Consider the following 26807-nt stretch of genomic DNA (forward strand, 5'->3'; position numbering starts at 1 on the left):
CTCCACTGACAAGGCGCGCTCGCGATGGGACACATACTCCAGCAGCGTCTGATGCGGCATCGATCAGGTTCCTGACCCACCAGACGCAGGCTCTTTCCCCTCTACCACCACGGCAGGCCCCATGATCCGAATGAAACTCCAGTTGGAGTTGGAGTACGCGGTAGGCGATCCCGGCGCTGACTTCGTCTTCAACATCCACGCAGCGCAAACGCATTGCCAGACCGTTCAGGACGAGAACCTGGTCATCAGCCAGGACATTCCGACGCACTTGCACACCGATCCCGCCACGGGCACCCGCTGCCTGCGGCTGCACGCCGAACCCGGGCCGCTCACGCTGGCCTACACCGCGACGGTGGACCTGAACCACCACACCGCCGATCCGGCGCTCATTCCCGAGGTCGGCGTCCGCCACCTGCCCGACGATGTCGTGGGCTACATCTTCCCCAGCCGCTACTGCCAGTCGGACCGGCTGGCCACGCTGGCCTTCCGCGAATTCGGGCACCTGTGGCAGGGCTACAGCCGCGTGCAGGCCATTTGCGACTGGGTGCGCAACCACGTGGCCTTCCGCTCCAACACCTCCAATTCGACCACCTCGGCCGTGGACACGTTCGTCGAACGCGTCGGCGTCTGCCGCGACTTCGCCCACCTGATGATCGCGCTGTGCCGGGCGGTGAACATTCCCGCGCGCATCGCCACCGGCACCGACTACGGCGCCGACCCGGCGCTGGGCCCGCCGGACTTTCACGCCTACGTCGAGGCCTATCTCGGCGACCGCTGGTACCTGTTCGATCCGTCGGGCACGGCCATTCCCATGGGCATGCTGCGCCTGGCCACCGGCCGGGATGCCGCGGACGTGGCTTTCGCCACCATCTTCGGCAGCGTGCAGTCGCAGCCGCCCAAGATCCGAGCCTGGGCCGTGCAGGACCCGTCGCGGGGCTTTCAGTTGCCGCAGCACTCGTCCCTGGCTCTGTCCACCGACGCGCCGCAGAACTCGGGCGCATCGCCCGTGATGTCCGGTGGGCGCAGCGATTCGGCCCCTGGCGGCCGCTCGGTGATGGCCGGCTGAAGCCTTCGGTTTGGGAGCGCAGCGGCGCCCGCCGGCCCGCGTGCGCGCCATGCCTGCGGGGCATCGCTCGCCTGCCGCGGGCATGCGGCACCCCATGGTGACCATGAAAGTGGCACGACGCCCTAGTACCGATTGCCCTGTTTGCTATATATTTTGTAGCAATCATGCATCTCGGCGTTGATGCGCTGACGGCTTCCCCGTGTCCGGCGCACAGGCCCGGAGCTGCTTCGCCAGGCGGCATGCCACTTCGGGTGAATCCCCCCTTTCCGTTCCCCGCGAGGTTGGAATGCAGCCTCACGGAGAGGTGGCCCGGACCCTGCTGCACAGGGCCCGGGAACAGGCACAGGGCGCACAGGGGCGGGATACCGGCCTCGGTCGGCGTGCGCGTGCGAAACCTTTCTTTCGCCACCCTGCCACGCCGAGTGCCTGTCATGCCATCTGCCGCTCTTCCTCCATCGCTCCCCTCCCGCCGCGTGCCGGTGGACGGTGGTTCGCACGAAGGGGCTGCGTCCGGCAGCCCCCGGCCCGATCCACACACCCGTGCCCCCGGTTCTCCCCGCACTTCGGCGCAGCGGCAGGAGCCCACCGCGATCCTGCCGCGCGCGCCCATCCCGCCCGGTGACGCCGCCGCCGCCGCGGGCACGGCGAGCTTGTCGCCCCGTTCCTCGCGCCAGGCGTCGTCCCCAGCGCCGCGCTCCGGCCCCGCCTGGGGGGCGCTGGCCTCGCGTGGCATGCACCTGCTTCAGCCCCATCCCGCCTTGGTGCGGATCGGTGCGCGGTACCTGGCGCCTCCCGCCCTGTGGCTGGGCGAGCAGATGCGAACGCATTCCGAATGGACCCTGTTGGCCGTGCACACGCTGCAGGACCCAGCCTCCGCCACCGCATTGGCGCAGCGCGTGGCGGTGGCGGCCGGGCTGTTGGCCACCGGCACCGCCGCGCTGTCGCGGCAACTGCAGGAACGCGACGACCCGCAAGCCGTGGCCCGCATCGCGCAAGCGCTGGTGGATCTGGATGCCGCGCGGCTGGCGGGCGAGCTGCTGGGCGAGGCGATCCAGGGCCTGCTCCAGCGGCTGCCCGACCGTGACGTGGCAGGACTTCAACTGTTCGTGGGGATCGGCGCGGTGATGGCCCACTGGCACCTGAAGCACCGCGCCCCGGCGACTGCGCCGATTTCACCCTCGGAGGTGCCGCGTACCACCGCGACCCCTGGCACCACCACGGCGCGTGGTGAACCTCCCCGCCCGCGAAGCGCAGGGCTGGACCGCGTGGTCCTGGCCAACGCGGTGGTGGCCCTCCACCATGCGGGGCAGGGCATGCTGGGCGAGGGGTATGCCCGTGGCGTGGCCGAATCGCTGTCCGAGGGCGTGCGGGAGTCCGTGGGCCAGTGGCTCGCGCGGGCACGGGAGCGGCGGTAGCGCCAAGCGACTGCCGATCACCCCGCCCGGCGGAAGGTCAGGTTCACGCGGACCGCTCCCCACTCCGCGTGGTGGCCTTGCGGCACCGGCAGCACGCCGTGAAAGCGCAGGCGGTCCTCCCCGCCCCACACCACCACGTCGGCATGGCGCAGCGGCACGCGCAGGGCGCGGTCGCCGCGTGCCAGGCCGCCCCAGAGGAACGTGGCCGGGAGCCCGAGCGAGACCGAGACGATGGGCGCCCGCAGGTCGCGCTCGTCGCGGTCCTGGTGCAGCGACAGGCGCGTGCCCGGGGCATAGCGATTGACCAGGCAGGCGTCCGGGACGAAATCCGCAAAGCCGGCCGCTGCCGCCGCCTCGCCCGCCAGCGTGGACAGCACGGCAGGCAGGGCGGGCCACGGCCGGCCGCTGTCCGGGTCCACGGCGACGTAGCGGTAGCCGCGCGCATCGCTCACCCAGCCCAGGGCGCCGCAGTTCGTGGTGGCCACCGACATGCGGCGCCCGCCCGGCGTGGCCATGTGGCGCCACGGCGCCTGCCGCGCGATGGCGGCCACCTGCGCGTGCAACGCCGCGGCCACGGGGCGGGCGAAGCCGCGCAGCAGCACTGCGCCGGGCCCGAGGACGAGCCGGCCGCCCGGCGCTTCATCGGTGTCGAACAGGTCGTCGGTCATGGAACGAGCGAAGAAGGGCCGAGGCCAGGGCCACCACCGGGGGCCTTGCCGTCAGGCCGCGTCATGAAAAATGAGGCCCATGGTATGCCGCTGCCCCGAGCGCACCCGCGACACGCCGTGCCGCATCTGCACGCGGTAGGGCCCGCGCGTGCCCTGCACTGGCCGGTGGTGCACCGCGAACACCACCGCATCGCCCTGGCGCAGCGGCACCACTTCGGGCCGCGACTGCATGCGCGGGCGCTGCTCGGTCAGCACGAACTCCCCACCCGTGAAATCGGTCCCCGGCGCGGAGAGCAGCACGGCCACCTGCAGTGGAAACACGTGTGCGCCATACAGGTCCTGGTGCAGGCAGTTGTAGTCACCCGGGCCGTACTGCAGCAGCAGCGGGGTGGGGCGCGTCTGGCCGGTCGCCTGGCACCGCGCGATGAAGGCCGTGTGGTCCGCCGGAAAGCGGTCTTCCAGGCCCAAGGCCGCCTGCCATCGGTTGGCCACCGGCACGAGGTGCGGATAGAGCCCGGTGCGCAGCGCCGCGATGGCCTCGGGCAGCGGGTACTGGAAGTACTGGTATTCGCCACGCCCGAAGCCGTGGCGCTCCATCACCAGGCGGCTGCGAAAGCGCGCGGGCTGCGCGTAGAGGCCGGCGAGGGCGCGGCAGTCGGCCGCGGGCAGCAGCGCGTCGATCACGGCGCAGCCCTGGCCGTCCAGCGCCTGGGCCACGGCGTCACAGTCGATGGCGCACAGGTCGCGCGCGCTCACGCCTGGGCCTCCTTGTCCAGCAGCGCCCGCTTGCGCTCCACGCCCCAGCGGTAGCCGGAGAGCGCGCCGTCGGTGCGCACCACGCGGTGGCACGGAATGGCCACGGCCAAGGCATTGGCCCCGCAGGCCTGGGCCACGGCCCGCACCGCGCGCGGCGCGCCGATGCGCTCGGCGATCTGCGCGTAGCTGGCGGTCTCGCCGGGGGCGATGGTCTGCAGCGCGGTCCACACCCGCTGCTGGAACACCGTGCCCTGCACGTCCAGCGGAAGGGCCAGCCCGCGCCGGGGCGCATCGACGAAGCCGATCACCTGCGCCATCCACTGCTCGAACGCGGCATCGGCCCCGAGCAATTCAGCGCGCGGAAAGCGGTCCTGCAGATCGCGCACCAGCGCGTCGGGGTCGTCGCCCAGCAGCAGGGCGCACAGGCCCCGCTCGCTGGCCGCCGCCAGCACCGCGCCCAGGCTGCACTGGCCCACCGCGAAGCGGATGCGCACCTGCGCGCCCCCGGTGCGGTAGCGGCCGGGCGCCATGCCGAGCACGCGGTCAGCCTCTTCGTAAAAGCGCCCCTGCGATCCATAGCCCGCGGCATAGAGGGCCTCGGTCACCGTGCCGGCGTGGGGCAGGCCGTCGCGCAGCTTTCCCGCGCGGTGCGCCGCGGCATAGGCGCGCGGCGTGAGGCCGGTGGCCGCCTTGAACACGCGGTGCAGGTGGTGCGGGCTGAGCCCGGCGGCTTGCGCCAGCGCGTCCAGCGAGGGCGGAGGCTCGCTGGCTTCGATCAGGCGGCACAGCCGCGCCACCGTGTCGGCATGCGGATCGAAGCCGGCGGGCCGGTCCGGATGGCAGCGCCGGCAGGGCCGGAAGCCGGCGCGCTCTGCCGCCTCGGCCGTGGCATGGAAGTCCACGTTCTCCGGCCGGGCAGGTCGTGCGGCGCACGAGGGCCGGCAATACACGCCGGTGGTGCGGACCGAATAGACGAAGCGGCCATCGGCCTGGGCGTCCCGCGCCGCGACGGCCGCCCACCGCGGGTCGGCCAGCGTGGCGGCGGCGCGCTGCGCCGCCGGGGAAATGGTGCGGGGGGTGGGGCAGGAGTGGGGGCGGGAAGCCATGGCGTCGATTCCTCGTTCAATGGTAAGGGCCTGCCCTGGAATCTACGCACGGCGCGGCGGGCCCGCACCCCGGTTCTTGCGATCGCATTCGCAAGCTGCCGGACAGTGCCCACAGGCGTGCACGGTCATGGGAGGCGGCCTAGCATCACGCGTTCGCCCTTTGCAATGGAGTTGCCATGACCACCCCCCCGGCCCCTGCCACCCCCGTCCCCCTCAAGATCGATTTCGTCTCCGACGTGTCCTGCCCCTGGTGCGCCATCGGCCTGCACGCGCTGGAGCAGGCCCTGGACCGGCTGGACGGCACGGTGGCGGCGCAGCTGCACTTCCAGCCGTTCGAGCTCAATCCCCAGATGGCGCCGGAAGGCCAGGACATCGCCGAGCACCTGGCCGAAAAATACGGTGCCACGCCCGAGCAGTCGCAGCGCAACCGCGAAGCCATCGCCGAACGCGGCGCCGCGCTGGGCTTCACGTTCGACATGGGGCAGCGCAGCCGCATCTACAACACGTTCGACGCGCACCGCCTGTTGCACTGGGCAAGCGAGGTGGGCGGCGAGGCCGCGCAGACGGCCCTGAAGCACGCGCTGTTCAAGGCCTACTTCACCGATGGGCAGAGCCCGGCCGACCATGGCGTGCTGGTGCGCGCGGCGGCCGGCGCCGGCCTGGATGCGGACCGGGCGCAGGCCGTGCTGGCCTCGGGCGAATACGCCGACGCGGTGCGCGAACGCGAGGCGTTCTACCAGCAGCACGGCATCCATTCGGTGCCGGCGGTCATCATCAACGACCGCCACCTCATCCAGGGCGGCCAGCCGCCCGAGGTGTTCGAGCAGGCGCTGCGCCAGATCGCCGCCGGCCAGTGATCCGGATCAGCTGTTTGCTATATAAATAATAGCAATAGGGGCAATGAGTACTAGGGCATGGGGGCGATTCGGCCACGAATCGCTTGGCCCAGGCCCCGTTGGTCACTTCTTGAGCGGAATCGGCGTGGCGCGGTCCACCGGCACGGCGGTCACCGCGTTCTGCGGCGAGCCTTCGATGAGGCGGTCGGAGTACGTCAGGTACACCAGCGTGTTGCGGGCCGGGTCCACCATCCGCACGATGCGCAGGCGCTTGAACAAAATGGAGATGCGTTCGCTGAACACCTCGTCCTGCTGCTTGAGCGGCGGCTTGGGGAACGCGATGGGCCCGGTCTGACGGCAGGCGATGGAGGCCTCGGCCTTGTCCTCGGCCAGCCCGAGCGAGCCCTTGATGCCGCCGGTGCGGGCGCGCGACACGTAGCAGGTCACGCCCTGCACGGCCGGGTCGTCGTAGGCCTCCACGATGATGTCGTGGTCGCGGCCCAGGAGCTTGAACGCGGTGTCCACGGTGCCGATGGTCTCGGCCTGGGCGCACAGCGCGGCGGCGGCCAGCCCGAGTGCCAGCGCGGCACGGGGCAGGGCATTGGAGAGGCGGCGGGCGGCGGTCATGCGGCCACCTCCGCGCAGCGCTTGGCCAGGTGCGCCAGGGCTTCTTCCACCTGGTCCACCAGCACGAGGCACAGGTCGCCCGGCTGCAGCCGGTCCAGCGCCGAATCGATGGCGATGAACTCGCCGCGGATCTCCTCGATGTGCTTGGTGCGCGAGGCGCCCGCCAGGCCCTCGCGCAGCAGCGCCATCACCTCGCCGTCGGCACGGCCGCGCTGGGCCGCGTCCTGGTAGAGGATCACGTCGTCGAACGCCGCGCCCAGGATCACCGTCTGGTCGCGGATGTCCTCGTCGCGCCGGTCGCCCGCGCCGCTGATCACCACGCTGCGGCGGTTGCCCGGCAGCGCATCGACGGCGGCCACCAGGGCGCGCATCGCGTCCGGGTTGTGTCCGTAGTCGGCGATCACCGTGGCGCCCTTGAAATCCATCACGTTGAAGCGGCCGGGGGCGTTGTCGCTGTCGTTCACGAAGCCCGATAGCCCGCGGCGGATGGTCTGCCATGGCAGGCCCGCGCCCCAGGCGGCGGCCACCGATGCCATGACGTTCTCGACCTGGAAACCGATCTTGCCGTTGCGCGTGATGGGCACGTCGCGCAGGTGGATGGTCTCGCGCCACGAGCCCTCGGCCGCGACGATGGACTCGCCGTCCATGTACACCGACCGGTGGCCCTGCGCGCGGTGCGTGGCCATCACCGGGTGGTGGCGGTCGCTGGCGAAGTAGATCACCTTGCCCGGCGTGGACGAGGCCATGGCCGCGACGATGGGGTCGGCCGCGTTGAGCACGGCGTAGCCGTCCGGCGCCACGTTCTGCACGATCACGCGCTTGAGCACGGCCAGGTCGTCCACCGTGGTGATGTAGTTCAGGCCCAGGTGGTCGCCTGCGCCGATGTTGGTCACCACGGCCACCTGGCAGCGGTCGAAGCCCAGGCCCTCGCGCAGGATGCCGCCGCGCGCGGTCTCGAACACGGCGGCATCCACCTCGGGATGCAGCAGCACGTTGCGCGCGCTCTTGGGGCCGGAGCAGTCGCCGCTGTCGATCTGGCGGCCGTTCACGTACACGCCGTCGGTGTTGGTCATGCCCACGCGCAGGCCCTGGGCCGAGAACAGGTGCGCGATCAGGCGCGCGGTGGTGGTCTTGCCGTTGGTGCCGGTCACGGCCACCACGGGAATGCGCCCGTCCTGCCCGTTGGCGAAGAGCTTGTCCACCATGGCCTGGCCCACGTTGCGGGGCTTGCCGTAGCTGGGTGCCAGGTGCATGCGCAGGCCGGGCGCGGCGTTCACCTCGACGAAGCCGCCGCCTTGCACTTCCAGCGGCTGCAGCACGTTCTCGGCCACCATGTCCACGCCGCAGATGTGCAGGCCCACCATCTGGGCCGCGGCGATGGCGCGGGCCGCCACCTCGGGGTGCACGTCGTCCGTCACGTCGGTGGCGGTGCCGCCGGTGGACAGGTTGGCGTTGTTGCGCAGGATCACGCGCTGGCCCTTGGCCGGCACGGCGTCGGGCGTGAGGCCCTGCATGGCCAGCCGCGCCACGGCGATGTCGTCCAGGCGGATCTTGGTGAGCGAGGTGGCATGGCCCTCGCCGCGGCGCGGATCGAGGTTGACCAGGTGCACCAGCTCGCGCACGGTGCGCTCGCCGTCGCCCAGCACCTGCGGCGGCTCGCGGCGCGCGGCGGCCACCAGCTGGTCGCCCACCACCAGCAGGCGGAAATCATGGCCCGGCAGGAAGCGCTCGACCATCACCGTGCCGTATTCGGCGGCGGTGCGGAAGGCCTCGTCGAGCTGCGAGCGCTCGGTGATGTTCACCGTCACGCCCTTGCCCTGGTTGCCGTCCTGGGGCTTGACCACCACGGGCAGGCCGACTTGCTGCGCGGCCTTCCAGGCATCGTCCACCGACTCGACCGGGCGGCCCAGCGGCACGGGCACGCCGGCGGCGTGCAGCAGGCGCTTGGTGAGGTCCTTGTCCTGCGCGATGGATTCGGCCACGGCGCTGGTCGAATCGACCTCGGCGGCCTGGATGCGGCGCTGCTTGGAGCCCCAGCCGAACTGCACCAGGCTGCCCGACGTGAGCCGGCGCCACGGAATGCCGCGTGCCGCGGCGGCCTCGACGATGGAGCCGGTGCTGGGGCCCAGCCGTTCGTCCTCGTCCAGCTCGCGCAGGCGGGCCACGGCGGCCTCGGCGTCGAAGTGGCCGCCTTGCAGCGCGGCCTGGATCAGCGCCTGGGCATCCTCGAAGGCCTGCCGGCCCACGGCCTCTTCGCTGTACTCGACGACAACCTGGTACACGCCCCGGTCCACGGTGGCCGAGATGCGGCTGAAGCTCACGGGGCAGCCGGCCTGCGCCTGCAGGGCCAGGGCCGCGCCGCCCAGGACATGGGCCAGGGAGACATCGGCATCGCTGCCCTCGGGGTGCAGCACGCCCACGGCGGGAAACAGCGCGCGCAGCCGGGATTCGAAGCCATCGATCTGGCGCATGGCGAGTTCGGATTCGGCGCAGGTCACCACGGCCTCGATGGCGGTGTGGCGGCTCCAGAGGTTGGGGCCGCGCAGGGCCCGGGTGCGGGATACGTCCATGGAAAAGCGTCTCTTTCTTGGGGTTGCCGGCGTGGGTGCCGGCTCGAGTCCATGCGGTCGTTGAAAGGGGTCTAGCGGGCCGGGGCGGCGCAGGGAAGCTCGGGCTCGAACGTCTTGATGCCCGCGCCGATCAGGTCCGGCGCGATGTCCAGCGCCCAGGCCGTCGCCACGATGGCCAGCAAGGTGTCGGGCTCGGTCTGCACGGCGTTGCGGCCGAACGTCAGGTCGGCCAGTGCGCCCAGCACATGCTCGGCCGAGCCGGTGGCCAGCACCACCCGGCCTGCCTTCACGAAGACGGCGCGGCCGTTGTCCTGCGCGCGGTGCTCCGCGATCGCGGGCAGCGTGCCGTCCTGGGCGTACAGCACCACGGCGCCGTCCGACAGCGGGGCCAACTCCAGCACCTGGGGCTCGGCGGCGTTCAGTACGGCGGCGCCGCCGGGCAGCACCACGTCGATCTGCGTGCGCAGCACCTTGAACATCTGGTCCTGTTCGAATACGTCGAACTCGGCCAGCGTGTCCTTGCCGTCCATGTCGGTCACCACGCCCACCTGGCAGCGGTCGTAGGCCAGGCCGTCGCGCAGGATGGTGCGGGCGTCGTTCTCGATCACGGCGGCCTGCACCATCTGGTTCATCAGCAGGCGGTGAGCGGCTTCCCAGTGGGCGCTGTCGGCGGTGTCCACGCAGCGGCGGTCCAGGAACAGGCCCTCGCGGCAGGCCAGGCCCGTGTGGCGCCCGCCCAGGTGCATGAGCCAGCCCACCACGCGGGCGATGGTGCTGGTGCCGCGCGTGCCGGCCACGCCGACCAGCGGAATGCGGCCGATCGTGCCGTCGGCGTTTTCTTCGGCCGGGAACAGGTGCTCGGCAATCGCCTGGCCCACCGGGCGCGGCGCGCCGATGGCGGGCTTCAGGTGCATGAGCAGGCCGGGGCCGGCGTTCACCTCGACGATCGCGCCGCTCTGCTCCTGCAGCGGGCGGCCGATGTCGCGCGCCACGAGATCGATGCCGGCGATGTCCAGGCCCACGACCTTGGCCGCCAGTGCGGCGATGTAGGCCACCTCGGGATGCACTTCGTCGGTGCAGTCCACGGCCACGTTGCCGTTGCGCTGGACCACGACCTCGCGGCCGGCCTCGGGCACGGCGGTGGCGCTGAGGTCCTGGCGCTTGAGTTCGAGCTGCACGGCCACGTTGGCGTCCACCTGGATCAGCTCGAGCGGGTATTCCTCTTCGTAGCCGCGGCGCGGGTCGGAGTTGAGCTGCGTGTCGATCAGCTCCTGCACGGTGGAGCGGCCGTTGCCGGTGATGCTCACGACCTCGCCGCGCGCGGCGGCCACGACCTTGCCGCCCACCACGAGCACCCGGTGCTCGTCGCCGGGAATGAAGCGCTCGACCATCACGTCGCTGCCCTCGGGATAGGCCACGTGGTAGGCCGCCTCGATGTCGGCCTGCTTGCGCAGGTCCAGCGTCACGCCGCGGCCATGGTTGCCGTCCGAGGGCTTGACGACCACCGGCAGGCCGATGTCCTGCGCGGCTTCCCAGGCCTCTTCGGGGCTGTTGACGACCTGGCCCTCGGGCACGGGCACGCCGCACGATTTGAGCAGGCTCTTGGTCAGGTCCTTGTCGCTGGCGATGCCTTCGGCGATGGCGCTGGTGAACTCGCTCTCGGCCGTCCAGATGCGGCGCTGCGATGCGCCGTAGCCCAGTTGCACCAGGTTGCCGTCGTTCAGCCGGATGTGCGGAATGCCGCGGTCGGTCGCGGCGGTGACGATGCACGCGGTGCTGGGGCCGAGGTACTGGTCGTCCACCTCGGTGCGCACGCGCGCCACGGCGGCCTGCACATCGAAAGGGGTGTCGTTGATGGCCGCCATGATGAGCTGGTGGCCCTGCTCGAGAGCCACGCGCGCCACGCGCTCGTCGCGCGCCCGGAACACCATGCGGTACACGCCGCGCTGCGAGGTGCTGCGCGTCTGCCCGAAGCCCGTGGGCATGCCCGACAGGTTGAGCAGCTCGATCACGATGTGCTCCAGCACGTGGCCGCACCAGGTGCCGCCCTCCAGCCGCTGCAGGAAGCCGCCGCGCTCGCCCACGCCGCAGTGGTGCTCGATGAGCGCCGGCAGCCAGGTGGTCAGGCGCTCGTTGAATCCCGGCAGGGCGTTGGACGGGTGGTCTTCGAGCGCGCCGAGATCCAGCCAGACTTCGAGCACTGGACGGTAAGTCCAGATGTTGGGACCGCGCAGGTAGTTGATGCGCAGCAGTTGGATGTCATTGAATGTCGCCATGGAGTGCAGCGTAAAGGAAACTGCGGCCCGAAGCGGACCGATTTGCGGAAGGAGTGTCGGTCAATTGTGCGCCCACTCGGGTGTGGCCTAGAGGATGTCAGCGTGGCCAGTGGGGAAGGCGTTACATGCAGATGCGAAAGCGGCCTGTGGAGCATCGGGGAGAATGGGGACCAGAGCACGGGCTGGCTTCTCGGGCCGTCCAGGGCGGAAAAACCAACCAAAATGCAACATCAACATCCTGTGGACGCCTCGAGTGTCTTGAATGGCCCCGACGGGGCCGAATGGCGAGCCAGGCTCGCCCCCCACGAAAACGTGCTGGCCGCGCTGCAGGTTGACCTGAGCCCGGCCCTGCGCTTCGCGCCCGGCCTGCTGGTGCTGACCTCCCAGCGCCTGCTGTCGCGCACCGATGGCGGTGCCGTGCAGGAGTGGCCGCTGGTCGCCGGCATGGCCTTGCGCCTGTCCGACCATGGCGGCGTGGGCGCCCTGGAACTGCACGACACCGAGCGCCGCCTGGCGCTGTGGCGCTTCACCCTCGGCGCGCATCCGCAGGCCCTGCGCATGCTGCAGAAGTTCGACCAGCGCCTGGCCGCGCTGGGCATGCCGCACGATGCCACGCTCGAGTCCGAGCCCGCGGACGAGGCCCGCTGCGAGGTCTGCCACACCGCGCTGCCGCCCGACACCGAGGAGTGCCCCGCCTGTGCCCGCGCGCCGGCCCCGCAGACCTCCACCTGGGTGCTGCTGCGCCTGTGGCGCTTCGCCCGGCCTTACCGCAAGCAGCTGGCGACGGGCTTCGGGCTCACGCTGGCCTCCACCGCTGCCACCCTGGTGCCGCCGTACCTCACGATTCCGCTGATGGATGACATCCTCATCCCCTATCAGAACGGCCAGCAGATTCCGGTGCACCTCGTGGGGCTGTACCTGGGCGGCCTGCTGCTGTCGGCGCTGCTGGCCTGGGGGCTGGGCTGGGCGCGCACCTACATCCTGGCGCTGGTGTCCGAGCGCATCGGCGCGGACCTGCGCACCACCACCTACGAGCACCTGCTGCGCCTGTCGCTCGACTATTTCGGCGGCAAGCGCACCGGCGACCTGATGGCGCGCATCGGTTCGGAGACGGACCGCATCAACGTCTTCCTGTCGCTGCACGCCCTCGACTTCATGACCGATGTGCTCATGATCCTGATGACGGCGGCCATCCTGTTTTCGATCAACCCCTGGCTGGCGCTGGTCACGCTGGTGCCGCTGCCGTTCATCGCCTGGCTGATCCACAACGTGCGCGACCGTCTGCGCACCGGTTTCGAGAAGATCGACCGCGTGTGGTCCGAGGTCACCAACGTGCTGGCCGACACCATTCCCGGCATCCGCGTGGTGAAGGCCTTCGCGCAGGAAAAGCGCGAGGCGCAGCGCTTTCGCGATGCCAACCAGCACAACCTGGAGGTGAACGACCGGCTCAACAAGACCTGGTCGCTGTTCACGCCCACGGTCTCGCTGATGACCGAGATCGGCCTGCTCATCGTCTGGGGCTTCGGCATCTGGCTGGTGGCGCACAACCAGATCACCGTCGGGGTGCTGGCGGCGTTCATCGCCTACATCGGGCGCTTCTATACCCGGCTCGACTCCATGAGCCGCATCGTCTCGGTCACGCAGAAGGCCGCGGCCGGCGCCAAGCGCATCTTCGACATCCTGGACCACGTGAGCAACGTGCCCGATCCGGTGCAGCCGGTGACCATGGAGCGCGTCGAGGGCGCCATCGCGATGCGCAACGTGGGCTTTCGCTATGGCAGCCGCTCGGTCATCAAGGGGCTGAACCTGGATATCCGGCCGGGCGAGATGATCGGCCTGGTGGGCCACAGCGGTTCGGGCAAGAGCACGCTGGTCAACCTGATCAGCCGCTTCTACGACGTGACCGAGGGCTCGATCCAGGTCGACGGCGTGGATGTGCGCCGGTTGCGCGTGGCCGACTACCGCCGGCATATCGGGCTGGTGCTGCAGGAGCCGTTCCTGTTCTTCGGCACCATCGCCGAGAACATCGCCTACGGCAAGCCCGAGGCCACGCGCGCCGAGATCGTGGCGGCCGCGCGCGCCGCCCACGCGCACGAATTCATCCTGCGCCTGCCCCAGGGCTACGACTCGCTGGTGGGCGAGCGCGGCCAGGGCCTGTCGGGTGGGGAGCGCCAGCGCATCAGCATCGCCCGCGCGCTGCTGATCGACCCGCGCATCCTGATCCTGGACGAGGCCACCTCCGCCGTGGACACCGAGACCGAAAAGGAAATCCAGAAGGCGCTCGACAACCTGGTGCAGGGCCGAACCACCATCGCCATCGCCCACCGCCTGTCCACGCTGCGCAAGGCCGACCGCCTGGTGGTGATGGACCGGGGCGAGGTGGTCGAGGTCGGCCCGCACGACGCCCTGATGGAAAAGCAGGGCGCCTACTGGCGCCTCTACGAAGCCCAGGCCCGCCGGGCCGAGGAGGACGCCGAGGCGTCGGGCCTCGTCATCGACAGCGCGTTGCTGCACCCCGCCCATCCCGCGGGCAACTCCTGATCCTGGAAAGAGAGCGCACGCCCATGACTGCTTCGACTTCTCCCTTGTCCGCAGCCGCGTCCCCTGCGGCCGCCGTCCCTGCCAACGCTTCGGCCGTGGCCGGCATCCGCCTGCAGCGCAACGCCCACGGCCGCCTGGTGCTCACCCAGCCCGGCGGCGCCGAGCACGCCGAAGTGGTGCCGGTGCGGGCCTTTCCCATCGCCGCTCCCGCCGAGGGCATCTCCCTGGTCGGGGCGGACGGCCATGAACTGCAGTGGATCGAGCACCTGGACCACCTGCCTGCTGCCGCCCGGGCGCTGGTCGAGGAAGACCTTCATGCGCGCGAATTCGTGCCGATCCTGGAGAGGCTGGTCAGCGTCTCGGGGTTTTCCACCCCCAGCACCTGGGTGGTGGAGACGGACCGCGGCCCTGCGCAGTTGGTGCTCAAGGCCGAGGAGGACATCCGCCGGCTGGGCGGGCGCACCACCTTGCTGATCGCTTCGGCCGACGGCGTGCAGTTCCGCGTGCCCGACGTGGCGGCGCTGGACAAACCCTCGCGCCGGCTGCTGGAGCGTTTTCTATAGCACCCTGGCCGCGCCGGGCATGAGCCGGCGGCGGTTGCTACCGCCCTGCATTGCGGCGTGGCGGGGCGCAGGCGTGGCCAAGGGATAGGGGTAAACCCTGATTTTTGCCTTGATCCGTTAAAAAGGACTTAATTTCCCTTTCTTTTTGCCGTTATGAAATACGACGAGGGATGAATTCCCCTTGCCGCTCCACTTTCACGAACGGACCCCGCCATGCAAATGCCACCTGTTGACCGATCGCCGAGCTGGCGTCCCCAGGGCGCCGATTTGTATTCCACGGGGGCCTCCGGCGCGGTTCCTGTCCGGCCCATCCATGCGGCCAACCCCGTCGAGTCGATGGACCGGCTGGGCGAGGGCGCCATCGTGCGGGAGCCGGACAAGCCGTCCGACCCGGACACGCGCAACCGCGACTGGACCGAGGTCAAGAAGAAGGACACGGTCGAAGAGAAACAGGAGCCGCCGCCGGAGCCCATCTACAAGCAGCTGCTCGAGTTCATCCAGTCGATGTGGCGCGCCAGCGGCAGCGCCGTCGAGATGGCGCAGGAACTCAACAAGACCCCGCTGCAGGAGCGCCTGGCCCAGGAGGCCAAGGACGAGCCCCTCACCTATGCCGACCCCAAGGTCAAGCGAACGGGCGGGCTGTAAGGTGATTTGCTCTTAAATCAATAGCAGGATGCCCTAGTACTGATTGTGCTGGAGGCCGTTTTGGCTATAAAACGACGAGTCCGGTGGCGGTTGCGGTAGCGAGCGGCGGCTAGGGCTTGGCCGCGCTGGCCGGGGTTTTCGCTTCTTCGGCCCGGGCGCGGTCGCGTTCGGCCCGGTACTTGGCGGCGAACGCCCGCACTTCCTCGTACGACACGAAACCGTCGTGGTTGGTATCGGCGTCGTCGAAGGCGTTGGCCAGGCGCGGGAACAGCGCCACTTCCGAGCGGCTCAGCTTGCCGTCGCCGTTGAAGTCCAGCATCTTGAATTCTTTTTGCGCCTTGATTTCGCCCTTGCTCAGCGGCTCGCTCGCCTTGGCCTGGGGTGCGGCGGCCGGGGGCGTGGCGGCCACGGCGCTGAAGGCCAGGCCGATGGCGAGCAGGGAAAACAGCGCGATGGCACGCAGGGCGGCCGCACCGGGCTGGATCGGCGCCGCAGCGGCGCGGGCGGCATGGACACGGGACGGCAGGGGTGCGGCAGGGGTGTTCATTCGGGGCATGGTGTCACAGATGGTGGGGCCGGCGGGTTTTTGCAATCGGGGGCGGCAGGGTTTCACCGGCGGTTGCAAAGGTTTGCGCTTCTTTGCCTTTCGGTGGCTGGGCCGCTGGGCCGATGGCCTTCAACCGGGGTTGGAGATGCCGCTGTTCACGTGGCCCGAGGGCACGTGCCGCGCCGCCGAAGTGACATGGCCGGTCTGGTCGTCGAAGAAGAAATCGGGCTCGAACTCGCGCAGGAACCCGCCCTTGTCCAGCCCACCCAGGAACATGGCCTCGTCCACGGCGATGTTCCAGTTCATGAGCGTCTGGATGGCGCGCTCGTGCGCCGGCGCGCTGCGGGCGGTGACCAGGGCCGTGCGCAGGCGCATGCCCGACGAACTGCCCGCCGCCTGCTGAAGGCGGTGCAGCGCGGCCAGCAGCGGCTTGAAGGGGCCGTCGGGCAGCGGCTGCGCGGCCTTGTCGGTCTCGTGGCGCTGAAAGGCGGCCAGCCCCTGCGCCTGGTACACGCGCTCGGCCTCGTCGGAGAACAGCACGGCGTCGCCGTCGAAGGCGATGCGCACCTCGTGCGGATTGGCGTGGCTGGCCTGCACCGATTCGGTCAGCACGCGCGCGGCCGGGTAGCCCAGTTGCAGGGCCTGGCGCACGTCGGCCTCGTTGGCGGACAGGAACAGGTGCGCGCCCAGCGGCCGCAAGTAGCGGAACGGGTCGCGCCCCTGCGTGAACACGCCGCGCTCCAGCGGCACGTGCGCGGCGCTGGCCGAACGGAAGATGCGCATGCCGCTCACCGGGTCGTTGCGCGACAGCACCACCACCTCCACGCGCTGGTGGCCGGGCTCGTTGAAGGCCAGCAGCTTCTTGACCAGCGAGAACGCCACGCCGGGGCGCGCGGGCGTGTCCAGCCGGTCGAGCTGCAGCTGCATGTAGGTCTGCGGCTGCAGCGGATCGAACAGGCGGTTTTCCTCCTCGAAATCGAACAGCGCGCGCGAGGAGATGGCGACGACGAGCTTGTCGTCCAGGGTCATGGCCATGGGGGGCTCCGGCGGCGGAGGGAAGGCAGGCCGGTCATTTATTTGACGAACTGGTTGAGCTGGATGATGGGCATGAGCACGGCCAGCACGATCAGCATGACGATGAGCCCCATGGCGACGATGAGCAGGGGCTCCAGGATGGTGGCCAGCTGCAGCGCCCGGCGCTGCACCTCGGTGGACAGCTGCGTGGCCGCGCGCTGCAGCATCACGGGCAACTGGCCGGTCTGCTCGCCCAGGCGCGCGAACATGGCGACCAGGCCGGGAAAGCGTTTTTTCTGCGCCATGGCCGAGGCCAGCGGTGCGCCCTCGCGCACCAGCACCAGCGCGTCGAGCGCGTCGGCGCGCATGGCGCGGTTGTTCAGCGTCTCGGCGGCGGCCTGCAGCGCCCGCAGGATGGGCACGCCGGCGCCCGCCAGCATGGCCAGCGTGCCGGCGAAGCGCGCCGCGTTGTAGCCGCGCGCGAGCTTGCCTACCAGTGGCAGGGTCAGCCACACGGCATCGAATTTTTCGCGAAAACGCGGCTGCGCCAGGGCATATCTTGCTCCGAATGCTATGAAAATAATAGCAATCAGCGCCGCCCAGCCGTAGTGGCGCACCGCGTCGCTGATGGCGAGCATGGCCACGGTGAGAAAGGGCAGGGCGCGCTTGGTGCCAGCGAACACGGCCGCCACCTGGGGCACAACGTAGCCCACCAGGAACAGCACGATGACGATGGCCACCACGGTGACGATGGCGGGGTACAGCGCCGCGCCGATCAGTTTGGCCTTGAGCGCCTGCCGGTCCTCCAGATCGTCCGCCAGGCGCTCCAGCACCAGGCCGAGGTTGCCGCTGTGCTCGCCGGCGCCGATCACGGCGCAGTAGATGGCCGAGAACTCGCGCGGGTGGGCGCCCAGGGCGCGGGCGAAGGTGGAGCCGGCGTTCACCTCGGCGCGCAGGGTGGCCACGAGGTGGCGCTGGCGCTCGTCGTCGGCCTCGTCGGCCAGGGCGGTGAGGGCCCGCTCCAGCGGCAGGCCCGAGGCGACGAGCCCGGCGAGCTGGCGGGTCCAGATGGAGAGCGCCGTGGCGCCGAACACGGGCCGCGTGAAGAGCCGCTGGCTGAAGGTGGCCGCGCCCCCGCCGGTGGGGCCCTGGCCCGCCGCGAGCGCCTCCACGGCCATGGGCACGAGCGCCTGGGCGCGCAGCAGGCTGCGGGCGGCCTTGGCGGTGTCGGCTTCGATGGTGCCTTTGCGGGTCTGGCCCTGCGCGTCGAGGGCTTCAAAGGAAAAGGCGGGCATGCGGTTCAGTCGGGGGCGGCGAGGGGGATGGGCAACGGGGCGGTGCGTGATGGTAGCCGCTGCCGGTGGCAGGCCGGTGTCGCGCGGCGATGGCGGGCCGGCGGGCGCCTGCCGCCCCGGCGCCGTCCGTCGCGCGCGGCACCGGGCCGGCCGCTCACTCCGCCCGGTTGGCGGCGGCCACGATGTCCAGCGACCGCAGGCGCAGCGCCGGGTCGTACACGTCGCTCACCAGCATGAACTCGTCGGCGCTGGTTTCCTCGGCGAGTTCGCGCAGGCCGGCGCGCACCGTGTCCGGCCCGCCGATCACGCCCGCGGCCAGGAAGTCGCCGATGGCGGCGCGCTCCTGGGGCGACAGCCGCGCGGCGAAGTCCTCCACCGGCGGCTGCAACTGCAGGCGGTTGCCCGTCAGGATGCCCAGCACCCGCTGGTAGGTGCTGCTGGCGAGGTATTCGGCCTCGGCGTCGGTCGGGGCGGCGATCACCGGCACGCCGACCACCACGTAGGGCGCGGCCAAGGTGGGCGAGGGGCGGAACAGGCGCCGGTACAGATCGATCGCCTGGTGCAGCATGCGCGGCGCGAAATGCGAGGCGAAGGCGTAGGGCAGGCCGCGTTCTGCCGCGAGCTGGGCCGAGAACAGGCTGGAGCCCAGCAGCCAGATGGGCACTTCGGTGCCGGCGCCGGGCGTGGCCACGAGGCGCTGGCCGGCCTGCACGGGGCCCAGCAGGCGCTGCAGCTCGGCCACGTCGCGCGGAAAGTCCTGCTCGGTCTCCACGCGGTCGCGGCGCAGGGCGCGCATGGTGGGGCCGTCGGTGCCGGGCGCGCGGCCCAGGCCCAGGTCGATGCGGCCGGGGTACAGCTCGGCCAGCGTGCCGAAGGCCTCGGCCACCACCAGCGGCGCGTGGTTGGGCAGCATGATGCCGCCCGAGCCGACGCGGATGCGCTGCGTGGCGCCGGCGATGTGGCCGACCAGCACGGCCGTGGCCGAGCTGGCGATGCCGGGCATGTTGTGGTGTTCGGCCAGCCAGTAGCGCGAAAAGCCCAGCGATTCGGCACGCTGGGCGGTGCGCACGGCGATCTGCAGGGCCTCGGCCACCGTGCCGCCTTCGCGAACGGCCACCAGATCGAGCATGGAGAGAGCGGGGAATCGTTGCGTGGGGCGTTGCGTAGAGGTCATGCGGACGATTGTGGGGCGCCGGCCAAACCTGTGCTCGCCCATGGACATCCACTCATACCGCCGATGGACAAGGCCGTCTCGCGCAGGGTCGGCACCTTGTAATATTCGGCCCCCAAGGGAGGGGTGATCGCCTCAAGGGTAAATCACACGATCAACACAACGCGGCTCCGACCGCAACGACTTCTATGAAAATTGTCGATGGAATGATTCATGGCTCACGGATATTGCACAACCGTTATTCGAATCTTGAGCATGGCGAATTGTCGAGCGTCAACGGCATCATCCTGCACCAGACCAACAGCACCACCGCCTTTCCGACGCTGCTGGCCTATTACTGGCGCAGCGTGGGCGCGCACTTTCTCATCGCGCCTGGCGGATTGATTTACCAGACGGCGCGAATGGATCGGGTTTGCTTCCATGTCGGTGCAATCAAGTCCAAGTGCAGGGTGACCCATACCTGCACCCCAGACCAGACCAAGGCACTGAAAAGCATCCTGGCTTCGTCTTTGCCGCAGAAGGACAAGGACTTTGCGATACACCAACTGGAAATGAAAAAACCGGCCCATCTCAGGTACCCGAGCAATCTGGATTCCCTGGGCATCGAAGTCGTGGGCGCCTCGAAAGATGATCAATACGCATCGCCGACTGCCGCACAAAACGCTGCCAGCGTGTGGCTCATCGACGCCTTGATGCAGCACCTCAACCTCAAACGCACGGCGGTTTACCGCCATCCCGAGGTTTCCAGAAAACTGGAATCGGAAGCCTCTCAGGTCGCGTATTGAGGTCTTGAGATGAAGAAAAAAGCATTCTTTCTCTTTGTGTTGCCGGTTCCGCTGGCCGCTTGCATCGCCTATCTGTGGATCACCCATACGCCCCATGTGCATGCTGTGCGAATAGAGAAGGTGGCCAAGGTGGATATGGATCCCGACACCGCTTTGATGTGTGCCGGCTTTGAGATGAACGTCGAGCAGTTCAATGAAAAGTTCAACCAGGCCAAGCACTTCTGGCAGTTGTTCCTCGATGATTACTCATGGCTGCCTTGCTACTACAAAACCACCATCGAAGGCAAAGAGTACCGGCTGCGCGCCGGTGGATTGGCAGAGGTCGTCACCGCAGATGGCGATATCACCTACTTTGATTGGGGCGACGGACCAGTTGATCACCAAAAGTACTCCGCTCCGTGAAGCGCCGCTTCAATCCCGCGTGACGCGCAGCACTTCCTCGGGGCTGGTGATGCCGGCGCGCACCAGGCGCTCACCGTCGTCGCGCATCAGCGTCATGCCGCCGGCCAGGGCCGTGGCGCGCAGGTCGGCCTCGGAGGACTGGTTGTGGATCTGCGCGCGCAGCGTGTCGTCCACCACCAGCATCTCGAACACGCCCGTGCGGCCGCGGTAGCCGCTGGGGTCGGACGGATCGAGCTTGCGCACCAAGCGCTGGGCCAGCACGCCGAGCAGCGAGCTGGACAGCAGGAAGGGCTCCACGCCCATGTCGGTCAGCCGCGTGACGGCGCTGGCGGCGTCGTTGGTGTGCAGCGTGGCCAGCACCAGGTGGCCGGTGAGCGAGGCCTGGATGGCGATCTGCGCGGTCTCGAAATCGCGGATTTCGCCGATCATGATCACGTCCGGGTCCTGGCGCAGGATGGCGCGCAGGGCCTTGGCGAAGGTGAGGTCGATCTTGGCGTTCACCTGCGTCTGGCCCACGCCCGGCAGCTCGTACTCGATGGGGTCTTCCACCGTCATGATGTTGCTGCTGGCCGCGTCCAGGCGGCCGAGCGCGGCATACAGCGTGGTGGTCTTGCCCGAGCCCGTGGGCCCGGTCACCAGGATGATGCCGTGCGGCTGGTGGATCAGGCTGTCGAAGCGGCGCAGGGTGTTGCCCTGCATGCCCACGGCCTCCAGGCTCAGCTTGCTCTCGCTCTTGTCCAGGAGGCGCAGCACGGCGCGTTCGCCATGGGCGCTGGGCAGGGTGGACACGCGCACGTCGATGGCGCGGGTGCCCAGGCGCAGGCTGATGCGGCCGTCCTGCGGCAGGCGCTTTTCCGAGATGTCCAGGTCGGCCATGATCTTCAGGCGCGAGATCAGCGCGGCGTGCAGCGCGCGGTTGGGCTGCACCACCTCGCGCAGGGTGCCGTCCACGCGAAAGCGCACGCTGGAGTGGCGCTCGTAGGGTTCGATGTGGATGTCGCTCGCGCCGTCGCGCGCGGCCTGCGTGAGCAGCGCGTTCAGCATGCGGATGATGGGCGCGTCGCCGGCCGATTCCAGCAGGTCTTCGACCGCCGGCAGCTCCTGCATCATGCGCGAGAGGTCGGCATCGGATTCGACCTCGCTCACCACCGTTGCCGCGCTCGACTCGCCCTGCGAATAGGCCGCGCTGATGCGCTGCGCCAGCCCGTGGGCGTCCAGCGGCATGAGTTCGCGCACGGCGTATTTGCGCAGCACCTCCGACAGGGCGCCGGCATCGGGCGCGGGGCCGTGCCACAGCACGGTGGTCTGGCCGTCGTCCTCGAGCAGCAGCTGGGCGGTGCGCGCGAAGGCGTAGGGAAGCGGGTGGCGCATGGGCTTACTGGGGGCTGAGCTTTTCCGGGGGCGCGGTGTACTCGGACGGCGTGGGCACCGGCCGCGGGATGGCGCGCTGCTCGGGCAGGAGCGGTGCGAGCGGCGCGGTGCGGGTCGGGGCCTGCGGCACCACCGGGGCGACGGGTGCCGTGTCGCCGCGCAGGGGCGGCAGCACGGGGGCGTCCGAGACGCTGCGCATCACGGTGCTGGGCGCGGGCTGGGTGGTCTGCTGCAGCGCGCGGATGGCTTCGTAGCGGTCGGTCATCACCGCGTCGCTGGTGGCCGCGTCGCGGATCACGAGCGGGCGCAGGAACACCATCAGGTTGGTCTTCTTGCGCGAGCGGTTCTCGTTGCGGAACAGGCCGCCCACCAGGGGCAGGTCGCCCATCACCGGCACCTTGTCCTGGCCGAGCGCGTAGCGGTCTTCCAGCAGGCCGCCCAGCACGATCACGCTGCCGTCGTTCACCAGCACGGTGGATTCGATCGACCGCTTGCTGGTCGTGGGGCCGTTGGCGGAGGTGAGCGTGGCCGAGTCCACCTGCGAGACTTCCTGGTACAGCGTGAGCTTGACCTGGCCGTTCTCGTTGATCTGCGGGCGCACGCGCAGCATCAGGCCCACGTCCTTGCGCTCGACGGTGGTGAACGGGTTGACGGTGCTGCTGCCGGTGCTGTTGGCGTAGGAGCCGGTCACGAACGGCACGTTGTTGCCGATGATGATCTGGGCCTCTTCGTTGTCCAGCGTCATCAGGTTCGGGGTGGAGAGCACGTTGGCATCGCCCGTGTTCTCCAGGAAGTTGGCCAGCGCGCCCAGGTAGTAGTTGCCGTTGATGCGCGGGGCAATGGCAACGTTGAGACCTTTGCCGAGTCCTGCCGCGCTGCTGGCAAGGGTCGTGGTGTTGCCGGACGCAGCGGCCAATGCGAGATTGAGAATGTTAGCGGTACCGCTCGAGGTGGATGCCGATGAGTTGGTGCCGATCACGCCCACCGTGCCGCTGCCCGTGTTGCCCACCAAGCCTTGCCACTGGATGCCGAACTCGGCCACCTTGTTGGCGGCGACTTCGACGATCAGGCTTTCCACCAGCACCTGGGCACGCCGGCCGTCGAGCTGGTCGATCACCGCGCGCAGTTGCCGGTACTGCGGCTCGGGCGCCGAGATGATGAGCGAGTTGGTCGTCGGGTCGGCCTGGATCTGCCCGCCGGTGGAAGGCTGGTTGCTGTTGGACGAATTCCCCACGCTGCTGGCGTTGCTGCCCAGCCCGCCGCCGCTGCTGTTGCTCCCGCCGAACGTGGAGTTGTTGTTCATGGAGCTGCTGCCCCCGGTCTGCGACATGCCGCCCGTCAGCCCGGTCGAGCCCAGGCCCGAGCCGGTGGGCGCGCTGGAGGTGGTGCCCGAGCCCGAAGACCCGCTGCCCGTGGCCGCCGACAGCGCCGCGCGCAGCGTGGCCGCAAGCTTGGTGGCGTCGGCGTTCTTGAGGTACACCACATGGATGTTGCCGCCCGCGGCGCTGCTGCCGGGCGTGGCGGGCTGGTCGAGCTTTTGCACCAGCGACCGCACGAGCGCCAGGCGCGCCGGGTTGGCCGCGCGCAGGATGAGCGAGTTGCTGCGCGGCTCGGCCAGCAGCGTGGTGCGGAACGACGTGTCCGACTGCCCCTGGGCCACGGCCGGCACAGCCCCGGCGGCGGTGCCGCTGCCCTCCAGCAGGCGCGACACCAGCGGCGCCAGTTCGGTGGCCAGCGCGTTCTGCAGCGGGATCACCTCCACGTCGCTGGCGTTGGAGACATCCATGGCCGCCACGATGCGCGCCAGGCGCTGCAGGTTGTCGGCGTAGTCGGTGATCACCAGCGAGTTGTTGCCGGGGTTCACGTTGATCGTGTTGTTGGGGCTGATGAGCGGACGCAGCACCGGCACCAGATTGGCCGCGTTCTCGAAGTTGAGCTTGAAGATCTGCGTGACGATCTGCCCGCCGCCACGCGTGCCGCCGAGGCCGCTTTCCGACACGTTCACGCTGCCGGCCTGCAGCTTGGCATCCGCCTCGGGCACGACCTTGTACAGGCCCGCGGCCTCCACCACCGTGAAGCCCTGCAGCCGCAGCGCGGCCAGGAACTGCTGGAAGGCGGCCGCGGGCGTCACCGCGCGTTCGGTCACCAGGGTGAGCTGGCCCTTCACGCGCGGGTCCACCACCACGTTGCGGCCGGTGATGGTGGCCATGGTGCGTGCCACGGCCTCGATCTCGGCGTTGGCGAAGTTCAGCGTAACGGGTTCGCCGGCGCGCACGCTGCTGGTGCCGGTGCCCACGGCCGTCTGGGCCTGGAGCGTGCCGCCCGCGCAGGCCAGCAGGGCCCCTGCGGCCAAAGCGTGGAGTGCGAACCGCAGGCGTTGCGAAGTCAAGGAAGTCATAGGGTCAACCCACGGTGATGATGGAGCGCGCGCCGGTGCGCCGCCCGATGATATTGAGGAGATTGGCCAGCGCGCCCTCGCGCTCGGGCGCCGCGGTGGCCTCGCCGGTGAAGCGCAGGCGCTGGCCCACCCACTGGCCGCTGCCGGACAGGCGCAGCGCGCCGTCGAGCGTGGACAGCGCCAGGGTGGGCGCCTGCCCGCCCTGCAGCACCAGCCGGTAGCTGCCCATGGGGCGCAGCGTGGACAGGCGCGAGGACATGTCCAGCGCATCGACCTGTGCCTGCCCGTCCACCACGAGGCGGCCGGCGGACCAGTCGAACGAAAGGCTCTGCGTGCCCAGGGCCAGCTGGCCCTGCGGCTGCAGCGTGTTCCAGGGCGTGCCCAGGCCGGCCAGCACGGCGGCCGGCCACTGGCTGCGGCCGTCGGCCACGGTCACGCGGGCACCGCCCCAGTGCGGGCGCAGCCGCAGCTGCACCGGCTGGGGCGTGCAGCAATCGGCCCGCAGTTCGGCGCGGGCGCCGTCCCACGCCGGGCGCAGGCGCCACTGCAGGCGCCCGGGCAGGGCGGCCTGGTCCTGGCTGCCGCGGCCGCCGGTGAGCACCATCTGGGCCGAGCCGGTCCACACGGTGCCGCGCGCCTGCGCCAGCCGCACCTGCCCGCCGCTGGCCTGCTCCACGGCGCTGGCCAGCCACTGCGCGGGTGCGAAGACCAGCAGTGCCGGCAACGCGCCCAGCAGCACGCCGGCCAGCGCCCAGCCGCGCGGCGAGCGCGGCACGGCGGAGCCGGCGAACGGAGGGCGGGGGGCGGTGCTGCGGGACACGGTGGCGTTCAAGAAGGGGGCTCGGGGAAGGGGTGGGCGAGAGGAGGAATGGCAAGGACCAGCGGATCAGCCCGGCGGCAGCGCCAGCACCAGCGTGCCGTCCCAGCGCGGCATGTCGGGCGCCGCAGGCTGGTTGGACAGGGCCGCGGGCGGCTTGCCGGCCGGCGTGGGGCCGACCACGGCCGTGCTGCTGCGCGCCAGGCGCGCCTCGATGGGCACGGCGCGGGCATTGCTGCGCGCCTGCGAAAGCCACAGGGCCAGCGCATCGGCGGGCGCCCCTTTGAGGGTGACGGTGGCGCGGTCGCCCAGCACCGCCATCTGCGCGGTGGTGCCCAGGCGCTGCGTGAGCGAGCTGCGCAGCACCTGGGCGGTGTCGCCCAGCGGCGCACGCGGCGCGCTCTGCAGCTGCAGGGCCTCGGCCTGCAGCGACTGCATGTGCTGCAGCTGCGCATCCAGTTCGGCATGGCGGGCGGGCGCGCTGCGCAGGGTCTGCAGTGCGGGCGCGACCGCCACCCACCACAGCAGCGCGGCGGCGACCAGGCCGCCGGCGGCCAGCACCAGCGATTGCTCGCGCGGGGCCAGGGCCTTCCAGCGCGCCTTGAGGGGCGCGACGGCGCTGGAGGGCGAAGAAGGGGCGGCGGTTGCGGGGCGCTTCATGGCTGGCCTCCGGTGCGCAGCAGCCACTGGCCGTCCTGCATGCGGGAGGAATATCCAGCGGCGGACAGCCGCTGGTTGGCGCTGGCCAGTGCCTCGGCGGGCAGTTCGAGCCCGCGCAGGCGCAGGTCGCCCGCGCTGTAGTCGAGCGCGGTGGGCAACTGGCCCGGCGGCAGCGCGGCGCCCGCGGCGGCCAGCATGGGTTCGAGGTCGCGTGGCGAAACGCTGCCGGCGGCCTGGCGCAGCTGGGCGAGTTCGCGCTCCATCTGCACGGGCGCATCGACCACCACCTTCACCTGGGGAAAGGTCTGCGTGAGCGCGGCGCGCACGCCTGCCTGCTTGGCCTCCAGCGCCTGGCGTTCCTGCCAGGCCCAGGCATTGAGGCCCACGAGCTGCGTGGCCACCAGCAGCCCGAGGGCCCAGCGCGCGGCGCGCCATTGCGGCGCGCGCGCGAAGGTGCCGAGCGTGGTGCCGGCCTTGCGCAGCGCGCGGGTGCGGCCGCTGCTGGCCAGGTCGAACTGCGCCAGGTCCCAGTCGCCGCGGGCGGCGTCCAGAGCGCGCTGGCTGGCGGTGTAGAGCACGGCGGGGCGGCCCAGCATCTGCTCGGCGAGCGCGGCCACGGCGGGTTCGGCACGCACGGCGGGGGGCTGTCCCCCCGCATCCGCACCGGCCATCGCACCCGTGAGCTGCAGTGCCATGGGCGACAGCGGCAGCACCGCCACGGCCTGATCGGGGCCCTGCGCGGTGGCCACCAGATGGGCGTCTTCGGGCGTGCCCAGGGCGAAGTGGTCGGGCGCTCCGCTGGCGGTGGGGCCGGGCGCGAACTCGGGCACCACCCGCTGCACCGGGCGGCCGGCCGCCTCCAGGGCCTGCAGCGCGGCACGCAGCCAGGCCCGGTCGCACACCGCGACCCAGGCGGGCGCGCCGGGGCGGGCCCCGGGCTCCAGCGCGAAATGCAGCGCGGCGGGATCGTCCAGCAGGCGCTCTTCGAGCAGCCCTTCGAGCACGGCGCGCAGGCGCGGCGCCTGCGTGCCGGCACCGGGCGGCAGGGTGACGCGCTGCCACGACAGGGCGCGGGCCGGCACCACGGCCACCACCTCGCCGGCGCGGCCCGGGTCGGGCAGCAGCGCGGCGGGCGCGTTCGCGTGTCGTGTGGCGGTGTGGCCGTCGGTGGTCAGCGTGTAGCCGTACTCGGTGGCCGGCCCCGGGTGGCCCGGGGGCAAGGAAAGGATGAGGGTGCTCATGGATGGGTTTCGCGGGCCATTTTAGGGGCGTGGCATG

The 26807-nt window shown here is 70.5% G+C and carries 23 protein-coding genes; 8 read left to right on the forward strand and 15 right to left on the reverse strand.

The window, feature by feature from the left end; genetic code table 11:
- Positions 1–121: 121 nt before the first annotated feature.
- A complete protein-coding gene (locus tag AVAK2825_RS07995) occupies positions 122–1066 on the forward strand; it encodes a transglutaminase-like domain-containing protein (protein ID WP_272567408.1) in 945 nt (314 codons plus the stop codon).
- Positions 1067–1497: 431 nt separating this feature from the next.
- A complete protein-coding gene (locus AVAK2825_RS08000) occupies positions 1498–2481 on the forward strand; it encodes a hypothetical protein (RefSeq protein ID WP_284396373.1) in 984 nt (327 codons plus the stop codon).
- A gap of 17 nt (positions 2482–2498) precedes the next feature.
- Here the strand turns inward: AVAK2825_RS08000 and alkB are convergent, their stop codons facing one another.
- From alkB to ada, 3 genes are read right to left on the reverse strand one after another with little or no spacing between them, the layout of a single operon-like run.
- On the reverse strand, positions 2499–3149 hold the full coding sequence (gene alkB, locus AVAK2825_RS08005) for a DNA oxidative demethylase AlkB (RefSeq protein ID WP_284396375.1): 651 nt from the start codon (positions 3147–3149) through the stop codon (positions 2499–2501).
- 51 nt (positions 3150–3200) lie between these two features.
- A complete protein-coding gene (locus AVAK2825_RS08010) occupies positions 3201–3905 on the reverse strand; it encodes a 2OG-Fe(II) oxygenase (protein ID WP_284396377.1) in 705 nt (234 codons plus the stop codon).
- Positions 3902–5011 (reverse strand): bifunctional DNA-binding transcriptional regulator/O6-methylguanine-DNA methyltransferase Ada, encoded by a 1110-nt coding sequence (gene ada, locus AVAK2825_RS08015; protein ID WP_284396378.1) that lies wholly within the window; start codon positions 5009–5011, stop codon positions 3902–3904. The genes AVAK2825_RS08010 and ada overlap by 4 nt, the downstream gene beginning before the upstream one ends.
- Positions 5012–5187: 176 nt before the next feature.
- Here ada and AVAK2825_RS08020 point away from each other — a divergent pair, with 176 nt between their 5' ends.
- A complete protein-coding gene (locus tag AVAK2825_RS08020; protein WP_284396380.1) occupies positions 5188–5868 on the forward strand; it encodes a DsbA family oxidoreductase in 681 nt (226 codons plus the stop codon).
- Between the two features lie 102 nt (positions 5869–5970).
- Here the strand turns inward: AVAK2825_RS08020 and AVAK2825_RS08025 are convergent, their stop codons facing one another.
- From AVAK2825_RS08025 to AVAK2825_RS08035, 3 genes are all read right to left on the reverse strand, one after another.
- Complete coding sequence (locus tag AVAK2825_RS08025; protein ID WP_272567418.1) at positions 5971–6474, reverse strand: CreA family protein; 504 nt, start codon at positions 6472–6474, stop codon at positions 5971–5973.
- A complete protein-coding gene (cphA, locus tag AVAK2825_RS08030; protein ID WP_284396383.1) occupies positions 6471–9044 on the reverse strand; it encodes a cyanophycin synthetase in 2574 nt (857 codons plus the stop codon). Before cphA ends, AVAK2825_RS08025 begins: the two co-directional genes overlap by 4 nt.
- A gap of 71 nt (positions 9045–9115) precedes the next feature.
- Complete coding sequence (locus AVAK2825_RS08035; RefSeq protein ID WP_284396385.1) at positions 9116–11320, reverse strand: cyanophycin synthetase; 2205 nt, start codon at positions 11318–11320, stop codon at positions 9116–9118.
- A gap of 222 nt (positions 11321–11542) precedes the next feature.
- On the opposite strand from AVAK2825_RS08035, the gene AVAK2825_RS08040 reads away from it, so the two are divergent.
- The 3 genes from AVAK2825_RS08040 (at position 11543) to AVAK2825_RS08050 (ending at position 15069) form a co-directional block, all read left to right on the forward strand.
- Positions 11543–13861 carry a cyanophycin metabolism-associated ABC transporter gene (locus AVAK2825_RS08040; protein WP_284396387.1) on the forward strand — a complete coding sequence of 773 codons (2319 nt, stop codon included), beginning with the start codon at positions 11543–11545 and terminating at the stop codon, positions 13859–13861.
- Positions 13862–13884: 23 nt separating this feature from the next.
- Positions 13885–14424 (forward strand): cyanophycin metabolism-associated DUF1854 family protein, encoded by a 540-nt coding sequence (locus AVAK2825_RS08045; RefSeq protein WP_284396389.1) that lies wholly within the window; start codon positions 13885–13887, stop codon positions 14422–14424.
- Between the two features lie 213 nt (positions 14425–14637).
- Positions 14638–15069 (forward strand): hypothetical protein, encoded by a 432-nt coding sequence (locus AVAK2825_RS08050; RefSeq protein WP_284396393.1) that lies wholly within the window; start codon positions 14638–14640, stop codon positions 15067–15069.
- Positions 15070–15178: 109 nt separating this feature from the next.
- On the opposite strand, the gene AVAK2825_RS08055 is transcribed toward AVAK2825_RS08050, so the two are convergent.
- The 4 genes from AVAK2825_RS08055 to AVAK2825_RS08070 all read right to left on the reverse strand — a co-directional run bounded on the left by AVAK2825_RS08055 (position 15179) and on the right by AVAK2825_RS08070 (position 19099).
- Positions 15179–15616, reverse strand: coding sequence for an EF-hand domain-containing protein (locus AVAK2825_RS08055; protein ID WP_284396395.1), 438 nt, complete (start codon positions 15614–15616; stop codon positions 15179–15181).
- 129 nt (positions 15617–15745) lie between these two features.
- Positions 15746–16651 (reverse strand): 5'-nucleotidase, encoded by a 906-nt coding sequence (locus AVAK2825_RS08060; protein ID WP_272551189.1) that lies wholly within the window; start codon positions 16649–16651, stop codon positions 15746–15748.
- A 38-nt stretch (positions 16652–16689) separates the two neighbouring features.
- On the reverse strand, positions 16690–17925 hold the full coding sequence (gene gspF / locus AVAK2825_RS08065; protein ID WP_284396404.1) for a type II secretion system inner membrane protein GspF: 1236 nt from the start codon (positions 17923–17925) through the stop codon (positions 16690–16692).
- 154 nt (positions 17926–18079) lie between these two features.
- Positions 18080–19099 (reverse strand): LLM class flavin-dependent oxidoreductase, encoded by a 1020-nt coding sequence (locus AVAK2825_RS08070; RefSeq protein ID WP_284396407.1) that lies wholly within the window; start codon positions 19097–19099, stop codon positions 18080–18082.
- Positions 19100–19284: 185 nt separating this feature from the next.
- On the opposite strand from AVAK2825_RS08070, the gene AVAK2825_RS08075 reads away from it, so the two are divergent.
- A complete protein-coding gene (locus AVAK2825_RS08075) occupies positions 19285–19881 on the forward strand; it encodes a peptidoglycan recognition protein family protein (protein WP_272567430.1) in 597 nt (198 codons plus the stop codon).
- 9 nt (positions 19882–19890) lie between these two features.
- Positions 19891–20283: a hypothetical protein gene (locus tag AVAK2825_RS08080; RefSeq protein ID WP_284396413.1), complete on the forward strand. Its 393-nt coding sequence runs from the start codon at positions 19891–19893 to the stop codon at positions 20281–20283.
- Between the two features lie 9 nt (positions 20284–20292).
- Here AVAK2825_RS08080 and AVAK2825_RS08085 read toward each other — a convergent pair whose 3' ends face one another.
- The 5 genes from AVAK2825_RS08085 to gspL are packed head-to-tail and all read right to left on the reverse strand — an operon-like array spanning position 20293 to position 26770.
- Positions 20293–21654: a GspE/PulE family protein gene (locus AVAK2825_RS08085; protein WP_272567432.1), complete on the reverse strand. Its 1362-nt coding sequence runs from the start codon at positions 21652–21654 to the stop codon at positions 20293–20295.
- Positions 21655–21658: 4 nt separating this feature from the next.
- Positions 21659–24052 (reverse strand): type II secretion system secretin GspD, encoded by a 2394-nt coding sequence (gene gspD, locus AVAK2825_RS08090; protein WP_284396417.1) that lies wholly within the window; start codon positions 24050–24052, stop codon positions 21659–21661.
- 4 nt (positions 24053–24056) lie between these two features.
- Entirely contained in the window at positions 24057–24884 is an 828-nt protein-coding gene (gene gspN, locus AVAK2825_RS08095) for a type II secretion system protein N (RefSeq protein ID WP_284396420.1), read from the reverse strand.
- Positions 24885–24938: 54 nt separating this feature from the next.
- Positions 24939–25529: a type II secretion system protein M gene (locus tag AVAK2825_RS08100; RefSeq protein WP_284396422.1), complete on the reverse strand. Its 591-nt coding sequence runs from the start codon at positions 25527–25529 to the stop codon at positions 24939–24941.
- The gene (gene gspL, locus AVAK2825_RS08105) at positions 25526–26770 is read right to left on the reverse strand and encodes a type II secretion system protein GspL (RefSeq protein WP_284396425.1); all 1245 of its coding nucleotides are present in this window, start codon (positions 26768–26770) and stop codon (positions 25526–25528) included. The genes AVAK2825_RS08100 and gspL overlap by 4 nt, the downstream gene beginning before the upstream one ends.
- Between the last annotated feature and the right edge of the window lie 37 nt (positions 26771–26807).

Origin of the sequence: Acidovorax sp. SUPP2825, assembly GCF_030158995.1 — a bacterium.
Taxonomy (GTDB): Bacteria; Pseudomonadota; Gammaproteobacteria; order Burkholderiales; family Burkholderiaceae_C; genus Paracidovorax.